Origin of the sequence: Avibacterium paragallinarum (assembly GCF_011765605.1) — a bacterium.
Classification (GTDB): domain Bacteria; phylum Pseudomonadota; class Gammaproteobacteria; order Enterobacterales; family Pasteurellaceae; genus Avibacterium; species Avibacterium paragallinarum.
Map to the genome: position 1 here is coordinate 253903 of NZ_CP050316.1, position 15222 is coordinate 269124.

The following is a 15222-nucleotide window of genomic DNA, read 5'->3' on the forward strand; positions in this document are numbered from 1 at the left end:
AAAGTGAGCGGTATTTTAACATAAAAATTTGATATCGTTTTTCCTTTTCATATTCAAATTTTATTAAAATTCAGTAAAAAAGATCAAAAAGCACTAAGAATATTGCAACAAATTCTTTTATGTATATAATAACAGTGATTATGTATATAAAAACAGGAGGATGCTATGAGTATGATGAAAGCCCTTACCGCCCGTCAGCAGCAAGTCTATGATCTACTGAAACGACACTTAGAACAAACAGGGATGCCGCCAACACGAGCAGAAATTTCTAGAGAGCTTGGGTTTCGTTCACCTAATGCCGCTGAAGAACATCTCAAAGCTCTTGCAAGAAAAGGAGTCATTGAAATTATTGCTGGAGCATCGCGAGGTATTCGATTGCTAGTGAATGAAGAAGATGAAGAAGAGTTAGATGGGTTGCCGTTAGTTGGACGCGTTGCAGCTGGTGAACCTATTTTAGCTGAGCAGCATATTGAAGGTACTTATAAAATTGATGCTAATATGTTTAAGCCTCAAGCAGATTTTTTACTGAAGGTTTATGGACAATCGATGAAAGATATCGGCATTTTAGACGGAGATTTATTAGCCGTTCACAGCACAAAAGATGTTCGTAATGGGCAAGTGATTGTGGCGAGAATTGAAGATGAGGTTACGGTAAAACGCCTTGAGCGTAAAGGTGCTATAGTTTATTTACATGCGGAAAATGAAGAGTTTGAGCCTATTATTGTCGATCTTTCTCAACCCGTGAATTTTGAAATTGAAGGCATTGCAGTTGGGATTATTCGCAATAATGCGTGGATGTAATCTATTAGTTAGTCATAGTGGTTATATTTATATATTCTTCGGATCGAAGATTTATATGAAATCCTCATCAATTTAGCGATAGCTAAGAATTTACTAGCATTTTATTGATAGAAGAAAGGAAAGCGTGTTAAAGATGTATCATCTTTTAAGTTATTTGATAAAGAAAAAAGGAAACTTTATAGTGGTTTGACTTCAAAATAATATTAGCTCGCATCGTATCACGGCATTATTTATGCTTTTTTAGATTAACGATTATTTTGTTAATTTAAGTGCTAATAATATTTAAAGAAAATTTGATTTTTTTAGTAACTAGTTAGAGCCTATCTTTGTAAACACATCGACAAAATTCTATCTATAGTTCGACCGCACTTTAAAAGTGCGGTCGGTTTTTAACGTGATTTTTTATTTGTATTGAGCGGGATCATAACCATAATAAGCATTGGTTAAGATCACTTCCATATCTTCCACTAATGGCAAGCGTGGGTTGGCTGGGGAGCATTGATCCTCAAAGGCGAGTAATGCAATATCACGGCGAGCCGCAAGCCACGTTTGTTCATCGATGCCCTGTTCTTTGAAAGACATTTGAATGCCGACGCGGGCTGCTAAATCGTAGCAGGCTTGGGCGAACGATTTCACGCCCTCTTCAGGGGTGGCACAAGGCAGCCCGAGCATTCTGGCGATGTCTTGGTATTTCACATCGGCTTTGTAGTGGTTGTATTTCGGCCAAGTGGACACTTTTTGCGGTCGCGTGCCGTTATAGCGGATAACGTGTGGCATTAAGATCGCATTGGTGCGTCCGTGTGGGGTGTGGAAGCGTCCCCCGATTTTGTGCGCGAGAGAGTGGTTCATTCCTAAGAAGGCGTTGGCAAATGCCATTCCTGCCATTGTGGAGGCGTTGTGCATTTTTTCGCGCGCTTCAGGATCTTTCTCTTTCACTGAACGCTCGAGGTTTTCAAAGACCAATTTGATGGCTTGTAAGGCTAAGCCGTCGGTGAAGTCGTTGGCAAGCACGGAAACATAGGCTTCTGTTGCGTGGGTAAGTACATCTAAGCCCGTATCGGCGGCAACGTGAGCTGGCACGGTCATCACTAATGCGGGATCAACAATGGCAACTGTTGGCGTGAGTGAGTAGTCGGCGATTGGGTATTTTTTGTCGCCCTCAGTAATCACGGCAAATGGCGTCACTTCTGAGCCTGTTCCCGATGTGGTCGGAATGCCGATAAAGCGTGCTTTGCGTCCTAATTGTGGGAATTTGAATGCCCGTTTGCGAATGTCCATAAATTTTTGCACTAAATCGCGGAAATCCACTTCAGGCTGTTCATAGAATAACCACATTACTTTCGCCGCGTCCATTGATGAACCGCCTCCTAAGGCGATAATGGTATCAGGTTTATAGCTACGGATTAATTCTACCCCACGGCGTACGGTTTCAATACTTGGATCAGGCTCAACATCAGCAAATAATTGATAAGTAACGTGATTTCCGCGTGCAGTGATTTGTTTTGCCACTTTTTCCACAAAGCCTAAATCGACCATTGTGCGGTCGGTGATGATGACCACACGCTCCATTCCTTTCATTGATTGTAAATATTGGATTGAATCCCGTTCAAAATAGATTTTTGAAGGCACTTTGAACCATTGCATATTATTTCTCCGTCTTCCCACTCGTTTAATGTTTAGTAAATTCACCGCACTGACGTTGTTGCCTACGGCGTTTTTGCCGTAAGAGCCACAGCCAAGGGTGAGAGAAGGGAGGAAAGAGTTATACACATCGCCAATACCGCCAAAGGTGGACGGGGAATTCCAAATGACGCGAATGGCTTTAACGCGTTCACCAAATTCTTTCGCTAATTCTGCGTCTTTGGTGTGAATGGCGGCGGAATGTCCAAGACCGTTAAACTCCACCATTTGTTCGGCTAATTGAACGCCCTCTTCACGAGAATGGGATTTTAGGAGGGCAAGCACTGGGGAAAGTTTTTCGCGAGTGAGCGGTTCTTTTGGCCCAACTTCTTTACATTCAGCAAGTAAAATGTTGGTTTTTTCTGGCACGTCAAAGCCCGCTTGTTGAGCGATCCAATGGGCTGGTTTGCCCACCACATTTGCGTTGAGTTTTGCCCCACCGCAGTTGGCACTGTTCGCTTTTGCACCGAACATAAATTCTTCTAACAGGGCTTTTTCTTTTTTATTTACCAGATAAGCACCGTAAGATTTCATTTCTTTAACAAAATCATCATAGATTTCTTCATCAACAATCGCCGCTTGTTCAGAAGCACAAATCATTCCGTTATCAAAGGCTTTCGACATCACAATATCGTGTACCGCTTGTTGTAGATCCGCACTTTTTTCCACATAAGCTGGCACATTGCCCGCCCCCACGCCTAGAGCAGGTTTACCGCAAGAATAAGCCGCTTCCACCATTGCATTTCCCCCAGTAGCTAAAATGGTTGCAATACCGGGGTGTTTCATTAAGGCAGACGTGCCTTCCATTGACGGAGTTTCAATCCATTGTACGCAATCTTCGGGTGCACCTGCCGCCACTGCCGCTTCATACACAATACGGGCAGCGTGAGCAGAGGATTGTTGAGCGGAAGGGTGGAAAGCGAAGATGATTGGGTTACGGGTTTTGAGTGCGATGAGGGCTTTAAAAATGGTGGTGGAAGTCGGATTGGTGGTTGGCGTGATACCGCAGATAACCCCCACAGGATCGGCAATCTCGGTGATGCCTGTTACATCGTCCTCACTGATGACCCCCACGGTTTTTAAATTCCGCATATTGTTCACCACATACTCACAAGCAAACAGGTTTTTAGTGGCTTTGTCCTCAAACACCCCACGCCCTGTTTCTTCATAAGCGTGCATCGCCAAGACACCGTGCTGATCCAACGCTGCCACCGAGGCTTTTGCCACGATATAATCAACCTGTTCTTGATTCAGTTGGCGGAATTTTTCTAAGGCAACCAGCCCTTTTTCCACTAACGCATTCACTTCAGCTTGTGCTGAACTCACTGTGCTTTCAACAGCGTTACTCATAATGATTTCTCCTAAAGTTTATAAATTAATAATTTTTTTCTACGGGAAATTATACCTATTTAAAAACAGAAGAGTTTGTACAAATTTGCATAACTATAATAAATAGTGATCCAGATCAAAATGAAAATATTCTATTTTACAAGTGCTTAACGAGCGTTTAACAATTGAAACTATTGTTAAAAACGTAAAAGACATTATAGGAATAAGGAGATGATTCTGCTGACTTTAGGGAGAGGAAACACAAGACGGTGTGAGCTTTTTAATTACCCATTGCGTTCAAGAGAAAAATTATGTTTGATGAGTGTAACCTCTCTCTTAAATTTTTAGCTATTTTATGCGATTTGTAGTGAAAAATTATGTCGATGACAATCACATTTAGGGGGGATTTTTGGAATAAACGTTAGTATTTAGTCAAAATAGAATGGATGACTGAAAATCCTTTCAATTAGTATTGAAAGGACTGTTGGTTGGGTAACTTTTTACGTTAAACGATGAATTAAAATAGTTAGCATATTTGATATAAAGTGAGTTATTTTGTGTTCAGATAATCCAGCACTACTTGATGGTGTTCACCCGTTTTAAATTTTTCAAATACTTTTTCAATTTTACCTGTTTCATCAATTAAAAAGCTGATGCGGTGAATGCCATCATAGGTTTTACCCATAAATTTTTTTTCTCCCCAAACGCCAAATTGCTCAGCCACTTGATGATCTTCATCAGCAAGCAAGGTGAAATTCAGGGCTTTTTTCTCGGCAAAATTGGCGAGTTTTTTCGGGCTATCGGGGCTAATGCCTAAAATGACGACGTTGCGTTTTTCCAATTCTGCTTTGCTATCGCGTAACCCGCAGGCTTGCGTGGTGCAACCCGGTGTGAGGGCTTTGGGGTAAAAATAAACTAACACTTTTTGGCCTTGAAAATCCGTTAAGGCAATGGGGTTTTCGTTTTGATCGTGTAAAGTAAAGTGCGGTGCAAAATCGCCAGCTTTTAATATTTGCATTAGAAATCTCCTTAAAAATGTGGTGATTGCGAAAAAAAAGATAAAAAGTAACTTGCAAAGTCGGGCTATTTTAGCGATCCTAAACAAACTTTATCAAGCAAACTCAATTAAGATAACAAAAATAATTCGGAGGTCTTTTATGTCAGCAACGAATCCTTTATTTTACGGTAGTATCACCGCCCTGATTACCCCAATGGATCAATATGGTGAAGTGGATTTTGATGCCTTAAAGAAATTGGTGGAATATCACATTGATGCTGGCACGCACGGTATTGTGTCAGTGGGAACAACGGGGGAATCCGCGACATTAAGTATTGAAGAAAATGTAAAAACGATCTTAAAGACCCTTGAGTTTGCCGCAGGTCGCATTCCCGTGATCGCAGGAACGGGAGCAAATGCGACCAGTGAAGCCATCACAATGACGAAATTGCTCAACGGCAGTGGGGTTGCGGGCTGTTTGTCTGTTGTGCCTTATTACAACAAACCGACCCAAGAAGGAATGTATCAGCACTTCAAAGCCATTGCAGAAAGCACGGATATTCCACAAATTTTATACAATGTTCCTGGTAGAACGGGAAGCGATATGTTGCCTGAAACCGTAGCACGTTTATCGAAAATCAAAAATATTGTGGGAATTAAAGAAGCTACGGGTGATGTAAGCCGTGTGGCGAAGATTAAACAGCTAGCTGGGGAGGATTTTATCGTTTTAAGCGGTGATGATGCCACGGGTTTAGAAAGTATGAAAGCGGGTGGTGAAGGCGTGATTTCGGTAACGAACAATGTTGCTGCTAAAGATATGGCTGAAATGTGTAATTTAGCTTTGGCTGGCAAGTTTGATGAAGCGGAAGTGATTAACCAGCGTTTAATGGCATTGCACAAAGATTTGTTTGTGGAATCTAACCCAATCCCTGTGAAATGGGCATCTTACAAATTAGGTTTAATTCCTGAGCCTGTGTTGCGTTTACCGCTCACCACTTTGAGTGAAGCGGCACAGCCGAAATTGGTTGAAGCGTTAAAAATTGCTCAGTTATTATAATTTTAGCCAAAGTGTGATGAGGGGTATTGAGGCATTCAATGCCCCTAAACTTTTTAATACTATAGTTATCAAACGTTGGTCATATTAGTTTTATGTAATCTTGAGGATAAATAGATGAAAAAGTGGTTATTATGTACGCCGATTTTAATGGTATTAACAGCTTGTTCTACCAGCAATGAAAGCAAACAACAAGCAAACGATAATTTTGAAAAATATGCAGAACAGCAAGTCTTTTTTTCTCCATTGGCGAGTGGCGGCGTAAATTTACCGAAACAAGATAGCACCTATGCGTTACCTAATTTTAAGAAACAAGCTTATGAAATTGTGGATATTCGTCCCCCAAGTATGCCAATGGCATTGATTCATCATTCGGTTGCTCAATTTGATGGAGAACATTCTTTAATTGTTTATCCTGTGTCCAAAGAAGCAATTTATAATCTTAATCAAGTGGCTCGTTTATTGAAAGAGCAGGGAATTAGCTTTCAATCGGCATCTAATCGCATTGAAACTGATTGGACTTTGACTGGACGAGCTGATGATATTGGTGATCTGCAAATTCGTTATTTGATTGAACAAGTGCAATATCAAGGGGCGAGTGCGTTGGTGGTGTCAATTCTGCAAATGAAACAGGATAATATTATTTTTACCCCAACAGTGGCACAAAAGCAGCGTTATACGTCTGATCGTTTAAATCAGCTGATTGGTGAGTTAAATGCGGCGTATCGCAAACAGCAAAGTGAATTAAATAGCACTGCGGTAACGCCAATTCAAACGCAATTAACGACAGATATAAACGGTCGTGCTGCATTAGCGTTAAATGCACCTTTTAACCAAGCGTGGCAGCGTTTGCGTGGAGCGTTAAATCAAGTAGGATTTGAAACCACGTCAGAAAATCCGGGGCGTGGCTATCGTGAATTAAAATATAGTCCATTAGAAAAAACAGAATGGGCGAGATTTGGCGTGGCTTCGCCTGAATTAGAAAAAGGGGAGTATGCAATGCAACTTTCTGATTTAGGCAGACAAAGTGCAGTGGTGATTAGCGATGAAGACGGCAATGCGCTTTCAGGTAATCAAGCACAGTCTATTTACCAAGCCTTGCAAGCGATTTTAGCCAAATAAATTGTCATCAAGCAGTTCTTTGATGACACAGGGCGAGCCAGAATGTTCGCCCTTCGTTTTAACTATCATAATCCGCAAAAATAAAGTGCGGTCTTTTTTTATCAAATTTTTAAGGGCAAAAAAATGCTGAGTTATCGTCATAGCTTCCACGCGGGCAACTTTGCCGATGTGCTAAAACACATTGTGCAAATGCTGATTATTGAAAGTCTGCAACAAAAAGACAAAGGCTTTTATTATTTAGACACCCACGCCGGTGTGGGGAATTATCGCTTATTCGGCAATGAAGCGGAAAAAACCGGTGAATATAAAGAAGGGATCGGGCGTTTGTGGGATCAAACAGAAATGCCTGAAGAAGTATCGCGTTATGTCGCCCTTATTAAGAAACTGAATTATGGCGGTAAATCGCTACGATATTACGCAGGATCACCGCTGATCGCCGCACATTTATTGCGTCCGCAAGATCGTGCCTTATTAACGGAGCTGCACCCTGCGGATTTCCCATTATTACGCAATAATTTCAAAGAATTTGATAATGTTACCACCAAGCGCGATAACGGTTTTCAGCAAATTAAAGCCACCTTACCGCCCAAAGAAAGACGCGGGCTGATTTTGATCGATCCCCCTTATGAATTAAAAGAAGATTATGATTTGGTGGTAAAAGCCATTGAAGAAGGCGTGAAACGTTTTGCCACGGGCATTTATGCCATTTGGTATCCTGTGGTGTTACGTCAGCAAGCCAAGCGCATTGTAAAAGGGTTGGAAAACACCGGCATTCGCAAAATTCTCCAAATTGAAATGGCGGTGCGTCCTGATTCTGATCAACGCGGAATGACCGCAAGCGGAATGATTGTGGTTAATCCCCCTTGGCAGCTAGAAGCACAAATGAAAAAAATTCTGCCTTATTTAACCAAAACCCTTGTGCCAGAAGGTACGGGCAGCTGGAAGGTGGAATGGATTACTCCAGAGTAAGAATTTACCGATTAGATTAATTAGTCGCTTTACTCCGTATTTTTCGGCAAAATAAGCGCAGATTTATTATGGGCTTTTTCGCATTCACAGCCCAATTCACCAATTTAGGGAGTTAAAAATGACAAAACATTATGATTACATCGCCATTGGTGGCGGAAGTGGCGGTATCGCTTCAATTAACCGTGCGGCAAGCTATGGCAAAAAATGTGCCATTATTGAAGCAAAAGAACTAGGCGGAACCTGTGTAAACGTGGGCTGCGTGCCGAAAAAAGTAATGTGGTATGGCGCTCAAATCGCCGAAGCGATCAATCTGTATGCACCAGATTATGGCTTTGATGTTGCGGTAAAAGACTTTGATTTCAGTAAGTTAGTGGAAAATCGTCAGGCTTATATTGGACGTATCCACAATTCTTATAACAATGTATTAGCCAAAAATAACGTGGACGTGATCAAAGGCTTTGCCAAATTTGTTGATGCCCACACCGTTGAAGTAAACGGCGAGAAAATCACTGCAGATCATATTTTGATCGCAACGGGGGCTTATCCTGCTCACCCTGAAATTAAAGGCGCAGAATACGGCATTGATTCTGACGGCGTATTTGAATTAAACGCGTTACCAAAATCCGTAGCGGTTGTTGGTGCAGGTTACATCGCAGTGGAATTAGCGGGGGTATTAAACAGCCTAGGTGTGGACACTCATTTATTTGTGCGTAAACAAAGCCCATTGCGTAGCTTTGATCCCCTTATCGTAGAAACCCTTGTGGAAGTAATGGCACAAGATGGCATTCATCTGCACACTCACTCCATTCCAAAAGAAGTGGTTAAAAATGCTGACGGTTCTTTCACCTTAAAATTAGAAGATGGACGTGAGCAAACTGTTGAAAAAGTGATTTGGGCGATTGGTCGTAAACCAAATACGGCGAACATCAACCTTGCCGCAGCAGGCGTGGAAACTAACGATAAAGGCTTTATCAAAGTAGATAAATATCAAAACACCAATGTGAAAGGCATTTATGCAGTGGGCGATATTATCGAAGGTGGCATTGAACTCACCCCTGTTGCCGTTGCTGCAGGACGCCGTTTATCTGAGCGTTTGTTCAATAATAAACCAAACGAACATTTAGATTACAATCTTGTGCCAACTGTAGTGTTTAGCCACCCGCCAATCGGTACTATCGGCTTAACTGAGCCGCAAGCCATTGAGCAATATGGCGCAGAAAACGTGAAAGTGTATAAATCATCATTCACACCAATGTACAGCGCAGTAACTCAACATCGCCAACCTTGCCGAATGAAATTGGTTTGTGTGGGTAAAGATGAAAAAATTGTCGGCTTACACGGAATTGGTTTTGGTGTTGATGAAATGATCCAAGGCTTTGCTGTTGCAATCAAAATGGGTGCAACCAAAGCGGATTTCGACAACACCGTTGCCATTCACCCAACGGGGTCGGAAGAATTTGTAACAATGCGTTAATATTAAGTGCGGTGTAAATTTTCATCATTTTTAATCAATCCAACCTTTCGGGGTTGGATTTTTTATTTATCTACGCACAAATTGAATGTTTTTTAATCTTTTCCTTTCGTGAAAGGAGAAAAAATAAAATTTGTGTGAAAAAATGACCGCACTTTTAATTTGAATGGGGTACACTGAACGGCATAAATCTTATTTAGCATAATTTATGTTACGAACTTGAACTTTACTAAATTGCCCCAATATGGGAGAGTAATTTCAAGTTTTAAGGAAAGAGAGAAAATATGAACGCCAGACGAACAAAACAAAAAACCATGCCTGTTTTACCATTACGCGATGTGGTGGTTTTCCCATATATGGTTATGCCATTGTTTGTGGGACGCGAAAAATCCATCGCCAGTCTTGAAGAGGCAATGGAAAATGGCAAACAATTATTATTAGTTTCGCAAAAAGTGGCTGAGTTAGAACAGCCTACGGTGGATGATGTGTATGATGTCGGCACGGTGGCGAATATTATTCAATTACTAAACTTGCCAGATGGCACAGTAAAAGTGCTAGTGGAAGGACAGCAACGTGCCAAAATTTCCCATTTGGAAGACAATGGACGCTTTTTTGAAGCAAAAATTGAATTAATAGATACCCAATTCGGTGATGAAATTGAGTTAGAAGTCGCACAAAATGCCGCATTACAGGAATTTGAAAAATATATTGAATTGAATAAAAAAGTACAACCTGATGTGCTTTCTGCATTAAAAAATATTTCAGATCCAGAGCGATTGAGTGACACAATGGCTGCACATATGCCTGTAGCGGTACAACATAAGCAAGATGCACTCTCTATTGCAAATGTTGTAGAACGTTTTGAATATTTGCTCGGTTTAATGATTAACGAAGCTGGCATTTTAGAGGTTGAGAAACGGATTCGTGGGCGAGTGAAACAACAAATGGAAAAAAGCCAGCGTGATTATTATCTCAACGAGCAAATCAAAGCTATTCAGAAAGAGCTGGGGGAAACGGAAAGCACAATCGATGAAGTGGAACAACTACGTCAAAAAGTAGAAGAATCCAAAATGCCAAAAGAGGCGAGAGAAAAAGTGGAAGCAGAATTGCAGAAATTGAAAATGATGTCGCCAATGTCTGCTGAAGCAACGGTGGTGCGTAGTTACATTGATTGGATGTTGCAAGTGCCTTGGTATAAACGTAGTAAAGTAAAAAAAGACATTGTGAAAGCTCAAGAAATCCTTGATGCGGATCATTATGGCTTGGAGCGTGTGAAAGATCGCATTTTGGAATATTTAGCAGTACAAAGTCGTTTAAATCAGCTTAAAGGGCCTATCCTTTGCTTAGTTGGGCCTCCAGGGGTAGGGAAAACTTCCCTAGGACAATCTATTGCCAATGCCACAGGACGTAAATATGTGCGTATGGCACTAGGTGGCGTGCGTGATGAAGCGGAAATCCGTGGGCATCGTAAAACCTATATCGGTTCATTGCCGGGTAAATTGATCCAAAAAATGGCAAAAGTGGGGGTGAAAAATCCGCTCTTTTTACTTGATGAGATTGACAAAATGGCATCAGATATGCGCGGAGATCCTGCCTCTGCATTGTTAGAAGTGCTTGATCCAGAACAGAACGCCAACTTCAACGATCATTATTTAGAAGTGGATTATGATCTCTCTGATGTGATGTTCGTGGCAACCTCAAACTCAATGAATATCCCAGGGCCGTTGCTTGATCGTATGGAAGTGATTCGTTTATCGGGCTATACGGAAGATGAAAAACTCAATATCGCCACACGTCATTTGCTTAACAAACAAATTGAGCGTAACGGGTTGAAAAAAGGCGAGTTAAAAATCGAAGACAGTGCTATTTTAGATATTATTCGCTATTACACCCGTGAAGCGGGTGTGCGTGGGATTGAACGTGAGATTTCTAAAATCTGTCGTAAAGCGGTGAAAAATTTACTGCTGAACCCGAAATTAAAATCGCTCACGGTAAACAGCGATAACCTGAACGAATATTTAGGCGTAAAACGCTTTGAGTTTGGTCGTGCGGATACACAAAAACGTGTAGGTGAAGTAACGGGCTTGGCGTGGACGCAAGTCGGTGGTGATTTACTCACCATTGAAGCCACTTCCGTTATCGGTAAAGGTAAATTAACCTACACAGGATCGCTAGGCGATGTGATGAAAGAATCTATTCAAGCAGCGATGACCGTGGTGCGTTCTCGTGCAGAAAAATTAGGCATTGCGCCTGATTTCCACGAAAAACGCGATATTCATATTCACGTTCCAGACGGTGCAACACCAAAAGATGGCCCAAGTGCGGGCATCGCAATGTGTACCGCCTTGGTTTCCTGCTTAACAGGGAATCCTGTGAAGTCTGAAGTGGCGATGACAGGGGAAATCAGCTTACGTGGTAAAGTGCTTCCAATTGGTGGTTTGAAAGAGAAATTGCTCGCAGCACACCGCGGCGGCATTAAAACGGTGATTATTCCAAAAGATAATGTAAAAGATTTGGAAGGAATCCCAGAGAATGCGAAAAACAGCTTAGATATTCGTCCAGTGGAAACCATTGATGAAGTGTTAAGCATCGCCTTAGAAAATCCGCCTGAAGGGGTTGATTTTTCTCACTTGATTGCAAAAGAAGAAAAAGCAACGCCACGCCGTAAAAGTAAACGTGCGGAAAGTGCGGTGAATTAATTGCAAGTTTTTTTAATAATAAAGTCGGTAAAGAACAATCTTTGCCGACTTCTTTATTTTTATGCTGGCAATCAAAGCACTTTCGATTATAATTCTCAAGATTTGTCTTAATTTTACATTTAAGGATAATTTCAATGTTAATGGAAAAACTTAGCGATGCGTCAAACAGCATCTTGTGGAAGATCATTTTCGCACTAATTGTGGTTTCATTTGTATTAAGTGGTGTGGCAGGCTATATGTTCACACGCGTTGATACTTTTGCGGCAAAAGTGAATGGTGAAGAAATTTCCCAGCAATTATTTTTAGAGCAATATAATCAAGAGTCCCAGAGAATTAGTCAACAAATGGGAACAAGTTTTGCCGCGGTTGCAGATTCGCCAGAATTTGTTCAGCAACTGCGTAGTACTATTTTACAACGTTTGATCGATGAGCAATTATTACGTCAGTACAGTCAAGAATTAAAACTCGATATTAGTGATGAGCAAATAGAACAAGCTATTGTAACTAGTCCTATTTTTCAGAAAGAAGGAAAATTTGATAATAGACTTTATCAACAAATTCTTGAGAATAATCAACTCACTGGCGAGCGTTATGCACAATATCTACGTGAAGGCTTACGTTTACAACAATTAAATGATGGTTTAGTTCAATCTGTATTTACGGTTCCCAGTCAAAGTGATACGTTTGCGAAATTGTTTTTTCAACAGCGTGATGTGCGTTTACTCCAATTCCCATTGGCTGCAACAATTGCTCAGCAACAAGTGAGTGAAGAAGAAATTGCCACTTATTATAATGCCAATAAATCCGCGTTTGCTGTACCTGAATTAGTAAAAGTACAATATCTTGATTTAACTAAACAAGCGGCAGAAAAAAATGTTAATGTTACCGATGTAGAAGTGGCACAGTATTATCAAGATAATAAAGCTCAATATATGGTTCAACATTTGGCACATATTCAGCTCTCAACAGAGAAAGAAGCACAAGCAGTTTATGAAGATTTACAAAAAGGAGAAAGCTTTGCCTCATTAGCAAAACTTTATTCTATTGATAAAATTTCAGGCTCAAATGGTGGTGATTTAGATTGGGTGGTTGCAGGTATGATGCCTCCACAATTTGAAGCGGTTGCACGAGAGTTAAAAGTGGGCGAGTATAGTCAGCCTGTAAAAGTTGATAATACTTATCACATCATTAAAGTGGAAGATGAAAAGTTTTTACCACTTTCAGAAGTAAAAAATGACATTGTTGCGAAACTTCGCAATGAATTAAGTGCAAAAGCGTTTTATGCAATGGAAAGACAGGCGAATGAGAGAGCATTTGAACAGCCAGATTCTTTACAAGCTGCTGCTCAAACGGCTGGCGTTAGCGTGCAAGAAACGGGCTATTTCCCACGTAATGAAATTCCAGCTGTATTAAATTATAGTAATGTTGTTTCTGCGATATTTGACTCTGAATTAAACCAGGGAGGGACAAATTCAGAAGCGATTAATGTAGGCGAACAACACTCTTTGATTATTAGAGTGGTCGATCACAAACCAGAAGGGGTGAAAACTTTAGCAGAGGCAAAAGATCAAATTATCCAATATTTGAAACAACAAAAAGCAGAACAAATTGTGTTGGCTCAAGCTGAAAAAGTAGCACAATCGTTAACGGAAAATAGTGATGCTACGTTACCAGATGGAGTTCAATTTGGTGAAACAGAACAATGGGTTTATGCAGAAAACAAACATCCACAACTGCGAGATGTGATTTTTGCAATGAGAAAACCGGCGGATAAACCAATATATATGGCTGCAAAAAATGGTGATAATGGTATAGTTGTAATAGAGCTTATTAATGTGAAAGATGGAGAGTTATCGCCAGAACAACTTAAGCAATTTGATATGCAGTTACAACAGACGCAACAAATTGAATTACAGCAGACATTATTGCAGGCGTTAAGAGCAAAAGCGAAAATCGAGATTAATCAAGCGTTTTTAACTCAGCAAGAATAATTCGTAGCATAAAAATAAAACGGCAGCTTTGGAATGACAGGTTGCCGTTTTTATTGGTTTTTAAAAATTCGCTAGTTTTTCACCGCACTTTATGGTATAAAGTGCGGCGTTATTTTGGCTAGAATAGCAAAGTAATTTTTATTTTAGACAAAATAATTTCAAACTTAATTTTTAACAATAAATCACACACATATCGCACGGATAAATCGGGGTGCCAAACGGTCGATTTATTTGGTATGTGGAGGCTAAACCCCAAACAAAAGGAAAATTATTATGGCACAAGTTTCAATGCGTGAAATGCTACAAGCTGGCGTTCACTTCGGTCACCAAACTCGTTACTGGAACCCAAAAATGAAACCATTCATTTTCGGACCACGCAACGGCGTTCATATCATCAACCTTGAAAAAACCGTCCCAATGTTCAATGCTGCATTAGCAGAATTAACTCGTATTGCGGGCAACAACGGTAAAATCTTATTTGTTGGTACAAAACGAGCAGCAAGTGAAGCAGTAAAAGCAGCAGCATTAGACTGTCAGCAATACTATGTAAATCACCGTTGGTTAGGTGGTATGTTGACTAACTGGAAAACAGTACGTCAATCAATCAAACGCTTAAAAGATTTAGAAACTCAATCTCAAGATGGTACTTTCGACAAATTAACTAAGAAAGAAGCATTAATGCGTAGCCGTGAGATGGAAAAACTTGAATTAAGCCTTGGCGGTATCAAAGATATGGCGGGTCTTCCTGATGCATTATTTGTTATCGGTGCAGATCACGAACACATCGCAATCAAAGAAGCAAATAACCTTGGTATTCCAGTATTTGCAGTGGTTGATACAAACTCTGCACCAGACGGTGTTGATTTTGTTATCCCTGGTAACGATGATGCAGCACGTGCAATTCAACTATATCTTGCAGCAGCAGCGGCAGCAGTAAAAGAAGGTCGCCAACAAGAAGTGGTAGCCGAAGAGAAATTTGCTGAAGCAGAAGCAGCTGAATAATTCAGGTGAATGCGGCGAAAGCCCTTATTAATCACAACGATTAATTGGTTAGCAGGGGGCTTATGTTCCCTGCTTTTTTACATAAGTGCGGTCAAAAATCGCATCAA

General features: G+C 40.7%; 10 protein-coding genes. 8 read left to right on the plus strand and 2 right to left on the minus strand.

Annotation, left to right across the window (positions count from 1 at the left end):
• Positions 1-165 precede the first annotated feature (165 nt).
• Positions 166-801 (plus strand): transcriptional repressor LexA, encoded by a 636-nt coding sequence (gene lexA / locus HBL79_RS01450; RefSeq protein ID WP_035660202.1) that lies wholly within the window; start codon positions 166-168, stop codon positions 799-801.
• A gap of 402 nt (positions 802-1203) precedes the next feature.
• Here lexA and adhE read toward each other — a convergent pair whose 3' ends face one another.
• Positions 1204-3831, minus strand: coding sequence for a bifunctional acetaldehyde-CoA/alcohol dehydrogenase (adhE, locus tag HBL79_RS01455; protein ID WP_035686945.1), 2628 nt, complete (start codon positions 3829-3831; stop codon positions 1204-1206).
• A 529-nt stretch (positions 3832-4360) separates the two neighbouring features.
• Positions 4361-4828 (minus strand): thioredoxin-dependent thiol peroxidase, encoded by a 468-nt coding sequence (gene bcp, locus HBL79_RS01460; protein WP_017807021.1) that lies wholly within the window; start codon positions 4826-4828, stop codon positions 4361-4363.
• A gap of 139 nt (positions 4829-4967) precedes the next feature.
• On the opposite strand from bcp, the gene dapA reads away from it, so the two are divergent.
• The 7 genes from dapA to rpsB all read left to right on the plus strand — a co-directional run bounded on the left by dapA (position 4968) and on the right by rpsB (position 15115).
• Entirely contained in the window at positions 4968-5864 is an 897-nt protein-coding gene (gene dapA / locus HBL79_RS01465; protein WP_017807020.1) for a 4-hydroxy-tetrahydrodipicolinate synthase, read from the plus strand.
• Between the two features lie 114 nt (positions 5865-5978).
• On the plus strand, positions 5979-6983 hold the full coding sequence (gene bamC, locus HBL79_RS01470) for an outer membrane protein assembly factor BamC (protein ID WP_017807019.1): 1005 nt from the start codon (positions 5979-5981) through the stop codon (positions 6981-6983).
• 123 nt (positions 6984-7106) lie between these two features.
• Positions 7107-7952, plus strand: coding sequence for a 23S rRNA (adenine(2030)-N(6))-methyltransferase RlmJ (locus HBL79_RS01475; protein WP_035686943.1), 846 nt, complete (start codon positions 7107-7109; stop codon positions 7950-7952).
• A 118-nt stretch (positions 7953-8070) separates the two neighbouring features.
• Entirely contained in the window at positions 8071-9426 is a 1356-nt protein-coding gene (gene gorA, locus HBL79_RS01480) for a glutathione-disulfide reductase (RefSeq protein WP_017807017.1), read from the plus strand.
• 281 nt (positions 9427-9707) lie between these two features.
• Positions 9708-12122, plus strand: a complete 2415-nt coding sequence (gene lon, locus HBL79_RS01485) for an endopeptidase La (protein WP_035686941.1) — start codon at positions 9708-9710, stop codon at positions 12120-12122.
• A gap of 134 nt (positions 12123-12256) precedes the next feature.
• Positions 12257-14113, plus strand: coding sequence for a peptidylprolyl isomerase (ppiD, locus tag HBL79_RS01490; RefSeq protein WP_017807015.1), 1857 nt, complete (start codon positions 12257-12259; stop codon positions 14111-14113).
• 273 nt (positions 14114-14386) lie between these two features.
• The gene (gene rpsB, locus HBL79_RS01495) at positions 14387-15115 is read left to right on the plus strand and encodes a 30S ribosomal protein S2 (RefSeq protein ID WP_017807014.1); all 729 of its coding nucleotides are present in this window, start codon (positions 14387-14389) and stop codon (positions 15113-15115) included.
• Positions 15116-15222: the final 107 nt, after the last annotated feature.

What these genes read in the sequence shown, in the direction of transcription:
- lexA (WP_035660202.1), top strand. Translation starts at nt 166, where the DNA reads ATGAGTATGATGAAAGCCCTTACCGCCCGTCAGCAGCAAGTCTATGAT.
- adhE (WP_035686945.1), bottom strand. Translation starts at nt 3,831, where the DNA reads ATGAGTAACGCTGTTGAAAGCACAGTGAGTTCAGCACAAGCTGAAGTG.
- bcp (WP_017807021.1), bottom strand. Translation starts at nt 4,828, where the DNA reads ATGCAAATATTAAAAGCTGGCGATTTTGCACCGCACTTTACTTTACAC.
- dapA (WP_017807020.1), top strand. Translation starts at nt 4,968, where the DNA reads ATGTCAGCAACGAATCCTTTATTTTACGGTAGTATCACCGCCCTGATT.
- bamC (WP_017807019.1), top strand. Translation starts at nt 5,979, where the DNA reads ATGAAAAAGTGGTTATTATGTACGCCGATTTTAATGGTATTAACAGCT.
- HBL79_RS01475 (WP_035686943.1), top strand. Translation starts at nt 7,107, where the DNA reads ATGCTGAGTTATCGTCATAGCTTCCACGCGGGCAACTTTGCCGATGTG.
- gorA (WP_017807017.1), top strand. Translation starts at nt 8,071, where the DNA reads ATGACAAAACATTATGATTACATCGCCATTGGTGGCGGAAGTGGCGGT.
- lon (WP_035686941.1), top strand. Translation starts at nt 9,708, where the DNA reads ATGAACGCCAGACGAACAAAACAAAAAACCATGCCTGTTTTACCATTA.
- ppiD (WP_017807015.1), top strand. Translation starts at nt 12,257, where the DNA reads ATGTTAATGGAAAAACTTAGCGATGCGTCAAACAGCATCTTGTGGAAG.
- rpsB (WP_017807014.1), top strand. Translation starts at nt 14,387, where the DNA reads ATGGCACAAGTTTCAATGCGTGAAATGCTACAAGCTGGCGTTCACTTC.